This is a genomic window from Bifidobacterium sp. LH_512 (genome assembly GCF_056356435.1).
Genome location: NZ_JBKEUE010000002.1, coordinates 209003 through 222447, shown reverse-complemented (window position 1 = coordinate 222447; position 13445 = coordinate 209003). Strand labels below are relative to the sequence as shown.

General features: G+C 58.6%; 9 protein-coding genes and 1 tRNA gene. 8 read left to right on the top strand and 2 right to left on the bottom strand.

The genetic code is table 11. From position 1 onward, the window contains the following. Positions 1 to 39: 39 nt before the first annotated feature. On the bottom strand, positions 40 to 2934 hold the full coding sequence (locus AC1AWD_RS06765; protein ID WP_476564933.1) for a glycoside hydrolase family 3 N-terminal domain-containing protein: 2895 nt from the start codon (positions 2932 to 2934) through the stop codon (positions 40 to 42). Between the two features lie 313 nt (positions 2935 to 3247). Here AC1AWD_RS06765 and AC1AWD_RS06760 point away from each other — a divergent pair, with 313 nt between their 5' ends. The 7 genes from AC1AWD_RS06760 to AC1AWD_RS06730 all read left to right on the top strand — a co-directional run bounded on the left by AC1AWD_RS06760 (position 3248) and on the right by AC1AWD_RS06730 (position 11084). Beyond that, positions 3248 to 5170, top strand: a complete 1923-nt coding sequence (locus AC1AWD_RS06760; RefSeq protein WP_476564931.1) for a serine/threonine-protein kinase — start codon at positions 3248 to 3250, stop codon at positions 5168 to 5170. 148 nt (positions 5171 to 5318) lie between these two features. Next, complete coding sequence (locus AC1AWD_RS06755) at positions 5319 to 6296, top strand: DsbA family protein (RefSeq protein WP_476564929.1); 978 nt, start codon at positions 5319 to 5321, stop codon at positions 6294 to 6296. A 152-nt stretch (positions 6297 to 6448) separates the two neighbouring features. Further along, positions 6449 to 6522: transfer RNA gene (locus tag AC1AWD_RS06750), tRNA-Thr, on the top strand. A gap of 322 nt (positions 6523 to 6844) precedes the next feature. Next, complete coding sequence (locus AC1AWD_RS06745) at positions 6845 to 8386, top strand: aggregation-promoting factor C-terminal-like domain-containing protein (protein ID WP_476564927.1); 1542 nt, start codon at positions 6845 to 6847, stop codon at positions 8384 to 8386. A gap of 109 nt (positions 8387 to 8495) precedes the next feature. Further along, positions 8496 to 9422, top strand: a complete 927-nt coding sequence (gene rsmA / locus AC1AWD_RS06740; protein WP_476564925.1) for a 16S rRNA (adenine(1518)-N(6)/adenine(1519)-N(6))-dimethyltransferase RsmA — start codon at positions 8496 to 8498, stop codon at positions 9420 to 9422. Next, positions 9419 to 10351: a 4-(cytidine 5'-diphospho)-2-C-methyl-D-erythritol kinase gene (locus tag AC1AWD_RS06735; protein WP_476564923.1), complete on the top strand. Its 933-nt coding sequence runs from the start codon at positions 9419 to 9421 to the stop codon at positions 10349 to 10351. The genes rsmA and AC1AWD_RS06735 overlap by 4 nt, the downstream gene beginning before the upstream one ends. Positions 10352 to 10421: 70 nt before the next feature. Continuing rightward, a complete protein-coding gene (locus AC1AWD_RS06730; protein WP_476564921.1) occupies positions 10422 to 11084 on the top strand; it encodes a LytR C-terminal domain-containing protein in 663 nt (220 codons plus the stop codon). A gap of 145 nt (positions 11085 to 11229) precedes the next feature. Here the strand turns inward: AC1AWD_RS06730 and AC1AWD_RS06725 are convergent, their stop codons facing one another. Continuing rightward, positions 11230 to 12651 carry a CCA tRNA nucleotidyltransferase gene (locus AC1AWD_RS06725; RefSeq protein WP_476564919.1) on the bottom strand — a complete coding sequence of 474 codons (1422 nt, stop codon included), beginning with the start codon at positions 12649 to 12651 and terminating at the stop codon, positions 11230 to 11232. An 84-nt stretch (positions 12652 to 12735) separates the two neighbouring features. Here AC1AWD_RS06725 and AC1AWD_RS06720 point away from each other — a divergent pair, with 84 nt between their 5' ends. Beyond that, positions 12736 to 13437 (top strand): NUDIX hydrolase, encoded by a 702-nt coding sequence (locus AC1AWD_RS06720; protein WP_476564918.1) that lies wholly within the window; start codon positions 12736 to 12738, stop codon positions 13435 to 13437. The last annotated feature ends 8 nt before the right edge of the window (positions 13438 to 13445 follow it).

Genomic DNA, 13445 nt, shown 5'->3' with positions numbered 1-13445 from the left:
ACTATGGAGTCGGGCATCCAATCCACATCGTCATCGAAATCAGGCTTCGACCTCGGCGGCGCTCTTGGCGGCCTTGCGGCGAGCCAGGTAGCGCTTGATGGTCAGTGCCTCCAGACCGATGACCAGAACCGCGGTCACGCCCCAGACCACATAGGTGATCGTCTTCCAGATCGGGGTTGCGACTTCCGGTTCGCCATCCGCATACAGCCAGCTGTTGGCGGCCGTGTACAGGATGTTGTGGCAAGCGGTGCGCATGGCGATCACCGAGGTGGCGGACTTGTCATCGATATGGTTCGTGACGTCCGTGGTGGCCAGCATGGCGTCGGTGCCGCCACGAATCGCCCAGTCGGCGTCCTGATAGCCGTAGCCACCGAAGTAGTCGGTCAGGACCATGCCGCGGAAGCCCCATTCGTCACGCAGGACGGTGTTGAGCAGGCCTTCATCGGCACCGGCCCAGGTGTTGCCGATGTAGTTGAAGGAGCTCATGACCGCACCGGCGCCGCCTTCCTTCACTGAAGCCTCGAACGGCTTCAAGTAAATTTCGCGGATTGCCTGTTCGGTGGACCAGGTGCAGAGCATGCTCAGACGGTTGGTTTCCTGGTCGTTCAGGGCGAAGTGCTTCATGAAGGCGTACACTCCCTTGGATTCCGCGCCGGCGACCTGCTGGGAAGCCATGGCTGCGGAGAGGGTGGCGTCCTCGGAGAAGTACTCGAAGGTACGGCCTGCGAATGCATTGCGGTGGATGTTCATGGCCGGGGCGTACCAGCCGGCTACGTGCATGTCGTGGGCCATGTCGCCGATGCCTTCGCCGAACTGGCGAGCCAGGTCCTTGTTCCACGTGCAGGCCACGGAGGTGGAGGACGGGAAGCCGATGGAGCCGACGCCGGTGAAGTTGTTGTTCAGCGAGGCCGGGCCGTCGACGTCGGTCAGTGCGATCTTGCCGACGGAATCGACTGCCTGGGTGCCGTAGCCGCCGAAGGCGATCAGATTGTCCATGTCGTCGAAGGTCATCTGGTCAAGCAGCTCGTCCCATAGCGGGTCGTCGTATTCCTTGCCGGTCAGGTCGGCCAGACGCACGCCGTTGTCGGCGTCGGTGGTCGGCATCTCGTCGGAATCGTCGTTGAACTGGGTCGGGTCGTAGTTCGAGTTGTTGTAGAAGGTGGCCTTCATCTCGTCGGACAGCGTGTAATTCGTCGGAGCGGCGGTGGCTTCTTCCAGGTTGGCGAAGCCGTCGGCGCGGGACAGGTAGGTCACGTCGTCGCCACGGGTGTCGTCGAAGGCGTTGGTCGCGGCGACGGCATCGCCGTCGTGCGTGTTGTCGTCGGAGTCGTAGGTGATGGTCTCCGGCACGTTCACGGTCGCTTCGTCGATCGTGGTGTGGGAGTCGGACTGGATGGAGATTCCGTAGTCGCCGGCTTCCAGCACCCAGGCCTTGGCGTTCTGATCGTCGTAGGAGGCCATGTCGTCATCATCGAAAGAGATGGAAACGGTCTGGGACTCGCCCGGCTCCAGCAGGTCGGTCTTCTCGAAGGCCACGAGGTTCGCCGACGCCTTCTCGATGCCGCCGTTGGTGTACGGCGGGTTGTAATAGGTCTCCACGACATCCTTGCCGGCCACGTCGCCCGTGTTCGTCACGGTCACATCGAAGCTCACGGTACCGTCGGCATAGGTCACGTCGCCCATCTCCTGGGAGAAAGTGGTGTAGGAAAGGCCGTATCCGAACGGGTACTGCACCACGGAATCGTAGTCGATCGCACCCTCGTCGGCCGCGGTTTCGTAGAACTTGTAGCCGACGTAGATGCCTTCTGCGTAGTTCACAAACGCCGGGCTGGTTTCGCCCTCCTCGAAGTTCTCAGTGCCGAATTCGGTCATGTTGTCGTACTTGAAATCACCGAAGTTGTTATAGCTCGGCTGCTGGGTCAGATCCTTGACGAAGGTGTCGGAGGTCTTGCCGGACGGGTTGGTCGCACCGGCGAGGATGTCGCCCAGGGCGGAGAAGCCGGTCTGGCCGGCCGGCGGGCACCACAGCACGGACTTGATCTGCGGATACTCGTCAACGAAGCCGAGCTCGAAGGTGTTGGCGCCGTTGTAGACAAGGGTGACGTTATCGAAGTTGGAGGTCACCAGATCGATCATGTCCTGTTCGGTCTGGGACAATTCCAGGAAGCTTTCGCCGTCTTCGAAGTCGGCGTATTCGGTGGAGTTGTCGGTGTAGGTGATGCCGTCGGCCTTCATGTTCGTCGGCAGGTCAGCGCCTTCGCCGCCTACGCGGGTGATGACGATGAGGGCCTCATCGGAGAACGCCTTGGCATCGGAGATCAGGGAGTCGGAATAGTCCGCGGCCGGCACTTCCGGCAGCGTCCAATCCTGTTCCGCCATAGCCACAGCCGGGCGGTCGGCGCGGTAATCGGTGTACAGCTTGCTCAGGTCGGCGTTGGTCTCGATGCCGGCTTCCTTCAGGCCGTCCAACAGCGACGTGGTCTCGTAGTTCGCGTTCATGGAGCCGGAGCCCGTGCCGCCGTAGACCGGATTGGTGGAGCCCCAGCCGAACACGTTGAGCTTCTTGTCGCCCAACGGCAGGTTGCCGTCGTCGTTCTTGAGCATCGTGATGGCTTCGGACTGGATTTCCTTGGCCAGATCCTTGGCGCTGGCGATGGTGGTGTCGCTCAGCTCGTACTTGGTGGCGGTGGCGCTGTTCAACAGGCTCGCCAGCGGGCCATACAGCATCATGGACACGGACACGACGACCGCGACCAGGAACACCAGCCAGGATTCGGAATGGACCAGCTTACGGGTGGCAACCTCCTTGACCGTCTTCTTGTTGACGGCAAAGGTCAGCACAAGCGCCAGAACCAGCACAACGCCGATGGCGATCAGCTGAGGTGTCAGTGAGGCAATGACGTTGATCACGTCACTCCAATTGATGCCGAGCATCTGTCTCCTCCTTGTTCTCGATACTTCGACGACACGGACGGCGATTTCCTTGTCACCGCTCGTTTGCACCGGAAAAACGCTGCCCCGTTCTTCCGATGGCGAGGGTTGGTGTCTCCGCTAGGCTCACCGTTGAGGATTGCTCCGCATACACGCCCTCATGTCGCTAACCGCGATTTCACCAAATTCGAAGCTTCCTCGCATCATGCTCTGCACATCCTGTCGTTTCACTCGCATAATCTGCACGCAGACTGATAACGCAATCATTCTCATTCCACCGTCATCCCTTCCCGCGGAACACAGCAACAAGGCTAGGATGAGAACCATGAGCGACATGCATGCCTTGGATTTGAAGCCCGGACAGATTGTGGGCGGCTATACGCTGATATCCCGCTTGGGGGCGGGCGCGATGGGATCGGTATGGCGTGTTCGCGACGATGGCGGACATTCATATGCGATGAAGATTCTACGCGATTCCCTGTCGATGGACGGTGCACAGGATGAGCGGGAGCACCAGACCGCACGCGAACGGCTACGCCGCGAAGCGATGGCACTGCGGAAGGTGCGTCATCCCGGCGTATGCTCGATCGTCGACATGGAACTGGATGATTCCCTTGCCTTCATCGTCACGGAATTGATCGAAGGCAGGAACCTGCGTGAGGACGTCGGAGAGAACGGCCGCTATATGGGCGACGACCTGGAACGGTTGGCCCGTAAACTTATCTCTGCCGTGAAAGCGGTGCACGCGTCCGGCATCATACATCGCGACATCAAGCCGACGAACGTTATGGTGGCCGAGACGGGACCGGTATTGGTGGATTTCGGCATTGCCATGGGTGCAGGAGAAAGCCACGTGACCCGCACCGGCTTGGTGATGGGCACGCCCGGTTTCATCGCACCGGAGATCATCGAGGGCGCCGATTCGGACGAGATGACGGATTGGTGGTCGCTTGCATCGGTACTGGCGTTTGCAGCGACGGGCACACCGGTCTTCGGCACAAAGCCGATGATGGCGGTGCTGGAACGCGCCGCCTCGGGCAATGCGAGTCTGACCGGATTGCCGCCGCGCACAATGGCGGCCTTTCGTGCGGCGCTGCATCCGAACCGCGAACAACGCTGCACGCCGGACGAATTGCTGCAGACGATTTCCATGGATGCGCTTGATTCCACCGCGTGGCGAACCGCCGTCGCATCCGCCGCGACGGATGTGTCCGACGCGGAGATGATGCCCCCTTTTGACGGCATGCCGGAAGGCAATTTGCGTCGATTGTGGCACGATGATGATCTCGACGATGCCTCCATTGCCAGCATCGAAACCAATGCCGATACGACGACGCATCACACGCGAATCATCATGTCCTCCGGAACAACCGTCATGCCGACAACGGCATCACCGTCGGAATCAGACGCGACGGCAGCCATGCCGACCGATGCGACGTCACTGCTGCCGGCCGAGAAGACATCGGGTCCATCCACCGGAGCGACCACGGCGATGCCCGAATCCCGTCCATGGCAGGCGGATCCGACGCAAACCGCAATGTTGCCGCCATCGTATGCGACTTCTGAAACGACCTTCGCCCCAACATATAATGCGACGATTCAGCCATCCGGCATCACGCGATGCACGGATCGACAATGTGCAGATCCGCAGTATGCAGGGCTGCAATTCGCAGTGCCCCAACCTCCTCAAACGACACAGAATCCTGCGGTGATCGCAAGAACCCATTACATGTCACGCAGTAGGCAGCCGCGCCTGTTGCTTGCGCTCCCCGCAATGATCGCCGGGGCGCCCGGCCTGCATTGGGCCGTATTGTGCATTGCGCTTGCGGTATGGGCCATCGCTTCGTATGGTTTCAACGTTGACGCGCAATTGGCACGGCAGGAACGTCGCATCGACGGCGCAAAGCATGGCTTCGATTGGCTGCTGCGCATTGGCGCGCTGCCTTGGCATATGCTGCGCGGGGCCGGCATCGCGATTACGCGTGCGCTGATCATGGCCGGCGTCGCCGCGACGACGCTTGCCGTTCTGATGATTGCGTTGCACCTGCCTTACGAACTACTGGATATCAACATGTTCGGCCAGCCTGTTCGACTGCCGGTGCCCGCGGATGGCGCATTCTCCACGACGGGACTCGCCCGCACGATCTCGTGTGCGGCTGGCTGTCTGGCCGCGGTCTTTGCTCCCGGCGGAACCTCATTGGCCTTGGGGGCAGGACGTCTTCGCGGAAAGGCCCGCTGAAAATCACGAGCCCGACGAAACGCATCATGCCGACGACTGTCCACGCTTGCACCGCGTCATATCGACATGCGTGCCCCGCGTCCATCCAATGCCGGATATGCCAGCGTCCCGTTATTATGAGCGTGAATCGTATGGGAAAGGATCATATATGCCACAGGATCCCAACAGTCCGGAAAAACGCCGGTCCCGCGCCGAGCGGCGTGCCGCCGAAGCCGCCGCGATGAAGGCGCAGGCCGAACAGTCGGCGAAGGAACGTAAGCAGCAGACGCTGATCGGCGCCATCGTCCTCGCTATCGTCGCCATTCTGATCGTCATCGGCGCAGTGTCGGTATATAAAGCGACGCATTCCAGCAGCGCAAGCGACAGCGTCACCGTGGAACAGGCCTACGGCCAACTGCAGGACGTATCGGTGAAGCCTGAGCGGGCAGACGATCAGGGCGGCGTCCTTATCTCCAAGGACGGCTACGGCACGTCGGTCGACGGCGCGCCCACCCTTGCGATCTATATGGATTTCCTGTGCCCCGGCTGCGGCAGCGTGCACCGCTCATTGGATGAAGGCCTGATTGAAATGGTGCAGGCGGGGCAGCTTAACGTCGACCTGCACTTCATGTCGTTTATGGATCGGCTGTCCACCGACGAATATTCCAGCCGTGCCGCGAATGCGGCGCTGTATCTTGCCGATCACGACGACGATCCGATGCACCTGCTGACATTCGTCCAAAAAATGTATGCGGAGGATTTCCAGCCAGGAGAAGGATCCGACTATGAATCGGTAAGCGACGAGCAGATAAAGCAGCAGATGCTCGATGCCGGCGTCGCGCAAGATGTCGCGGACGCCGCTTTTGGCCGTGATTATCAGGACTGGTTGGACGCGGTCAACCTGTATACGCCGAAGCGCTCCGAATTGTGGAACACCAGCGGCAGCTACAAGGGGTCCATGACCACGCCGACGCTTACGATCAACGGTACACGTTGGGATTTGAATGAGGTCGCCGCTGCGGACATGACGATTTATGACGGTCTTCTTGAAGCGATCGGCCTGTCCTCCGACGATGTCGGCAACGCCGAGGTGATGCCGTCCATTGGCGCCGACGGCGATCCGATTCCCAATATGACCGGGGAGTGATTCCGCTGCCGGAATGATTGGCCCGCCGATACGAATTCGTGCCGATGCGCGTGGATCCACGTCGGCGGACCTGTCTTGTCGCCGCCCTTGTCATAGGTACTGGTAAGCTGTTCTTCGTTCCTTCCGCACACGCACGGAGGGAAAGCACAAACGCCTCCTTAGCTCAGATGGCCAGAGCGGCCGCCTTGTAAGCGGCAGGTCGTCGGTTCGATCCCGACAGGAGGCTCTCTTTCGCAAAAATCACGTATGATTATAGACATACACGGTTCGCAACCATGTAGCAGGTCTTACCTCGAGTAAGTCAAATCCAGAAGCCTTCCCCCCTAACTCATGGCTTCTGGTGGCCGGACGAAGCGTTCCCCCAACCTGCTTCGTCCGCAGGGGTGCGGGACATCCCCTTCTCTCCCGCACCCCTTCTACTTTGCCATCCGAATCCACGATACGGCATGTTGTGCGGGTATGATCGTATTTACCGAATTCTTGGCCTTTGTAACGGCACTCACGATACAATTACGTGCGTTGAAATCAAACCGTCGGAAAGAGGTGTCATGGCTCGCAGATGGACTCCGCAACGGTTTGTCCTGCTTCGTCGTGTTCGCGTGGCGGCATGTGCCGCGTCTTTGGTACTGTCCTCATGCATCGTATTTGGTGTTACGGCACGAAAAACCGTTGCTCTTACGGTTAATGGCGAGACCACGACGCTTACCACGTATGCGATGAGCGTCGACCGGCTGCTCGATGAGCAGAAGGTTGGTGTCAAAACGCATGATGTGGTGGTATCCACTTCCGGAGAAACGCTGACCGATCACGCTGTGGTGACGGTGCAAAGCGCGTATCAGACGACCATCACCATTGATGGTAAGGAAGTGCCGTTCTGGACCGTGGCGACAAGCGCCGAGCAGCTGCTGGGCTTTTTCGAGGCGAACGAGGTGGATGCTTCGCGCGTCACCGTCAATATCGACAATGTGTACAATCAGCTCACCGGCGGCCTGTCCATCAATGAAGACGGCCCGGTGACGGTTGTCGCCGACGGGAAAAGCTCGATTGCGCCGAATGGCAAGCTGTCGGCGGCATCCATACTCGATTCCAAGGGCATCGTGCTGAACAAGGAGGATCGCGTCAGCGTCGAAAAGAACGGCGACGAAACGATTCTGCGCGTTCGCCGCGTCACGCATGGGCAGGAAACACGTACGAAAACCGTGCCTTTTGACACCATCACAATCGTTGACGCCAATTTGGCGCCCGGTCAAACCGAGATCCGCCAGCAAGGAGAAAATGGCGAAGTGCAGCAGGTGTATGACGTCACCTATGTGGATGGTGAAATCGAAAGCGAAGAGCTGATTTCGGAAACGACGACGAAAATCGCAGTCGATCAGATTATTGCTATTGGCCCGGATGCGTCGGCGCCGAATAATGGTGGTGCCAGCAATGGCGAGGCCAATAACGGCAGCGACAACAATACAGGCGACAGCGCCAACAATGGAACAGGTTCCAATAATGATGGCGATGCCAACAACGGCGGCACCAACAATAGCGGCAACGCCAATGGCGAGGCCAATAATGATGTCAACGCTGATTCCGGAAATTCTGATAACTCCAACGATTCTGGCAACAGCGACGCTAATGGTAACGCCGACAGCAATGGTGGCGCAAACAACAATGATGCCGGCAGCAATTCCGGTAATGACGACGCTTCCAACGACGATGCCGCCGACAATGGATCCTCCGACAATGGCAACACCGACGGCGGCACCGATATGTCGCAGTACCGTCTGTACCATCCGACACCGGCCCAGGCGCAGGCCTATGCCGCAGGAGCGGCGGCCCAATACGGATGGACCGGTCAGAATTGGACGGATCTGGTCAAACTGTGGACGCGTGAATCCTCGTGGCTGTGGTATGCGGAGAACCCAGATTCCGGCGCCTACGGCATTCCACAGTCGTTGCCGGCCGACAAAATGGCATCATTCGGAGCATTATGGCGCGATGATGCCGCTGTGCAAATCGATTGGGGCTTGAATTACATCGCCCAACGATACGGCAGTCCTTCCGCGGCCTGGCAGCATTCCGAAGAAGTCGGCTGGTACTGATTTCCGAACGGTTCCTGACGATTCCAATTACCATGCCGCCAACGCCAACGAAAACAGAAGCCACCAGAAAGACGGCAGATAGCAGAGCAAGAAAGAGAAGACGAGAAGCATGACTGACACCAACGAACATGATGCCGCCGAAGGCCGTCTGCTGGGCGCGGCCGACATTCGCCGTATCGCCGCCGATGCCGGCATCAGCCCGACAAAGAAATTCGGGCAGAATTTCGTAATCGATCCGGGCACGGTGCGTCGTATTGTGCGCGAAGCCGGCGTCACCGCCAGCGACCATGTGCTTGAAGTCGGCCCCGGCCTGGGCTCGCTGACGTTGGCGATTTTGGAAACGGGCGCGCGCATGACTGCGGTTGAAATCGATCCTCCGGTCGCCGAAAGGCTCCCGCGCACCATCGGCGAATATATGCCGAATGCGCTGGATCGTTTCCGCGTCGTCAATATGGACGCACTGGCTGTCACACCGGAGAATCTCACCGATTTCAACGATGACGAGCATTTCACGTTGGTGGCGAATCTGCCGTATAACGTGGCGACGCCGATTCTGCTGACGCTGCTGGAACGTTTCGATAATCTCGATACCTTCCTCGTCATGGTGCAAAAGGAGGTCGCCGACCGTCTTGCGGCCACGCCCGGCAGCAAAATCTACGGTACTCCGAGTGTGAAGCTGGCTTGGTACGGCAGTGCCGAGCGCGCCGGTAATATCGGCCGTAACGTGTTCTGGCCAGCCCCGAATGTGGATTCCGCGCTGGTGCTGTTCAAGCGTTACGCGGCCGGGGAAGGCCCGCTGACAGGTCTCAATTTGGACGCGCAGCAGGAGGAGCGGCTTCGCAAGCGTGTATTCGAGCTGATTGACGCGGCTTTCGGCCAGCGCCGCAAAACACTGCACGCCGCATTGAAGAAGATCATTCCAGCTCAGGCTTTCGACGAAGCCGGCGTTGACGCGACGCGACGCGGCGAAACGCTGACCATCACTGAATTCGTCGCATTGGCGCGCGCCGTTGAAGCATGTGAGGCGGCACAATGACCGCCTCTTCAGTCCAGAATTGTTCAGTCCACGACGATCTTCCGTCAATCGTCAGCGTCGATTGCCCCGCCAAAACGAATCTGACGCTGCATGTCGGCAAACCTCGCGCCGAGTGGGGCGGTCGCCATGAATTGGACACAACATATTGCGCGGTCGGCGTGTATGACACGGTTGTTGTTGAGGCGAAACACCCTGGAGCCGGTTTTTCGTTGCAGTTGGAGGGCGCGCATTTGGGCGATCTCGCTTCGTCGTGCAGCGAGATGCGCCGCAACCATGCCATGTTGGCGCTGTTTGCCATGGCGCAGGCTTGCGGGCGTGATCCGGATGTGGCAATCAGCATTACAAAACGCATTCCTGTTGGCGCAGGTCTTGCCGGCGGTTCCGCCGATGCTGCGGCCACCATACTTGGCTTGAACGCATTGTGGGGATTGCATTGGCCGATTGAGCGGTTGCGTGAGGTCGCCGCGACGTTGGGCGCGGATATGCCGTTCTGCTTGTCGGGCGGATATGCGCGCGGCACCGGCTTCGGCGAGCAGATCACAATGTTGCCGGATGACGGCGATGCTGCTATGGAATTACGCCGGCAGGGCTATGCGGGAACGGTATTGATTGGCGCATACAAGGCTGAATTGCGCACACCGGAAGTGTATGCGACGTTTGATGTGTTGGGCGCAGACGAACGTGATGATAATCATTTGCAGCGCGCCGCGATTTCGCTGCATCCTCGCAGCGGGCAGGCAATTAATGCCGCATTGCAGGCCGGCGCCACGCATGCGTTCGTTTCCGGTTCCGGACCTTCCGTCGTGGCCTTTGTTGCGGATGATTCCACCGCTACGGCAGTACGTGATAGTTGGGCGCAGCATATGTGTGTGGACCGCATCATCACAGCCGTCGCTCCGGCGAAGCCGACTATCCGTGCAGACCAATAATCGCGGCGGCTGATGCGTCATCCAGTGACGATATGGTGATAACAATTGCTTGCCCGGATGGAGGAATGGCATGACTCAAATCTTTGACGAGCGCACCGCTCGCAAACGTTACGTACAACGCCACCAAAAAAACGTGATCGTCATGGTGTCTGCGCTGCTTGTAGTGGCGCTGATTATCGCTTCGCTGTTCTTCTTCCATGTCGGCGGCTTGGGCCGCGCCAATTCCGAGCGAGTTCTGCCCAATTATGGCCAGACGGCGCCGTGCAGCGTCAGCAAGGAAGACGGCACGCATGCGGTGTATGAGAAGAACAACAATGTTCAGGTGCGCGTGCTGAACGGCACGTCCTTCTCCGGATTCGCCGGCGCGGTGAGCGAAGCGCTGCAGCTGCGCGATTTCAGCATGCAGGAAGCCGGCAATTATACCAGCACGAATGTGAAGCGCACCAAGATTCTGTTCGGCGTGAACTCCATTAATCAGGCGTATACGTTGGCCAGTAATTTCACGGACGCGGTTATGGTGATGGATGATCGTCAGGATGCCGTCATCGACGTTGTGTTGGGAGCGACCTTCAAGGATTTGAAGGATTTGGAGGATGTGCCGGAGGCCGGCACAAAGATTACAGACATCGAAGGCTGTGTTGCTGCGGATTCCATGACCGACCTGCCGTCTTCCGGCACGCAAAGCGATGATTCGGCCACGGATTCGAACGCTGCGGCAGGCGCGGAAGGCTGATTCGCAGGCTTATACGGTTTCCGCTCCTCGCCATCCAAATATCCGAAAACGTCCATTTGCATGTGGCCCGCACTTTTCCCGAGTGCGGGCCACATGCAAACCGCAACGACGTTATACAGTCGTTGCAGCCATGAGCTTCTCGCCATCAGGCCGCCGAAATCTCCTCATACCAGCGCTTCAATTCGGCGACGGCCGCATCATGCTCGACAGGACCGTTATCAAGACGGTATTCCAGCATATGCTTGTAGGCGCGGCCTACCATCGGCCCAGGTTCCAGGCCAAGCAGTTCCATGATTTCATCGCCATTCACATCCGGACGGATGGCATCGAAATCCTCCTTCTCTTTCAGGTCGCGTACACGCTGTTCCATCTCGTCCATTGCGGCGGAGAAGGTCATGGCCTTGCGACGGTTCTGCGTGGTCACATCGGCACGCGTCAGACGGTTCAGACGCTCATACAAGTGGCCTGCATCCTTCACATAACGACGTACCGCGGCATCCGTCCACGGTTCTTCCACATAGCCATGAAAACGCAGATGCAAATTCACCAGACTGGCGACGTCTTCAACCAGATGATGGTCGAAATGCAGAGCCTTCAAACGTTTACGTGTCATCTTCGCGCCGACGGCGTCATGATGATGGAAACTGACCTTGCCGCCTGGCTCGAAACGACGGGTCTTGGACTTGCCGATATCGTGCACGAGAGCCGCCAGACGCAGCGTCAGATCCGGAGCGGGAACAGGACCGTCATCATCCGTTTCCAATGCAACGGCCTGCTCGATAACGGTCATCGTATGTTCGAACACATCCTTATGACGATGATGCTCGTCGATCTCCAATTGCAAAGCCGGGATTTCCGGGAAGACGATATCGGCGAGACCGGATTCGACCAATGCTTCAATGCCGGCACGCGGGCGATCCGACAACAGCAGCTTCGTCAATTCGTCCCGCACACGTTCCGCGGACACAATCGAAATGCGATCGACCATATCGGTAATCGCCTCCGCCGTTTCCGGCTCGATACGGAATCCCAATTGGGCGACGAAACGCACCGCGCGCATCATGCGCAGCGGATCGTCGGCAAACGACTGCCTCGGGTCGACCGGCGTACGCAACACGCCCTTCGCCAAATCATTCGCGCCACCGAAAGGATCGACGAACTCCAAGTCGGGCACGCGCAAAGCCATCGCGTTCACCGTGAAATCACGACGCGACAAATCGCCCTCCAGCGTGTCGCCATAATTGACTTCCGGCTTGCGAGAATCCGGGTCATACACGTCCGAACGGTATGTGGTGATTTCCACCTGCACTTCGGTGCCGTCTTCACGGCGACGCATAGCGCCCAACGTGCCGAATTTACGGCCCATATCCCAGAATCCGTCACGCCCCCAATGACGCAGAATGTGTTCGAATTCCTCGGGACGCGCCGATGTGCAGAAATCCAGATCATGAGATTTGCGATGCAGAAGGACATCGCGCACAGGTCCTCCGACCAATGCCAATTCATAACCTTCATCGGCGAACAGTCGCCCTAATTCAATGGCTTCAGGCCATACTTCGAAGTTCACGCCTACCCTTTCCGGCACAAGTTTTATGCATCTACCAGCATACCGTTACCCCACCTGCACACAGAGTTGAGTAAGGTGGAATGCATGATTACGCCCGCAGACCTTGCACGCATGCTTGCCCATGCTGCGGACGCGCATACCCAAAATGGCTTGGAACCGGACAAATTGCTGTATACGTCCGAGTCGATTTCGGTACATCGACAAGGTGTGGAGCGCACCGTCGTGACCACGACGCCGCCGGAATCTCAGAAGGAAAACACGTCCAACACGCCGACGCCGGCAATTATGCCGCAACGCCGGACCAGCGACGCGCCGACGACTTTCGCGTCTTTGGATGCTCAGGATCTGCCGGTGGTGCGTGAATATTCGGCAGGCGGTCTGGTATTCGACGATCGTGGACGCGTTGCGATTATCGCCCGGCATTCACGCAGCGGGCATCTGGAATGGTGTTTGCCGAAGGGGCATATTGAAAAAGGCGAAACACCGCAGCAGACCGCTGTACGCGAAGTGTTCGAAGAAACAGGCATTAAAGGCGAAGTAGTGGATTCCATCGCCACCATCGACTATTGGTTCACCGGAACCAGCCAGCGCGTACATAAACTGGTCCATCATTTTGCGCTTCGTCAGGTCGGCGGCGAACTGACTGTGGAAGGCGATCCGGATCATGAAGCGGAAGACGCAATCTGGGTGGATTTCCGCGAATTGGATAGTGTATTGAGTTATCCGAATGAACGAAAAATCGCATGGCTGTATGCAAGAAAGATGAATAGGCAGGCACAACAGTGAAGCATCGC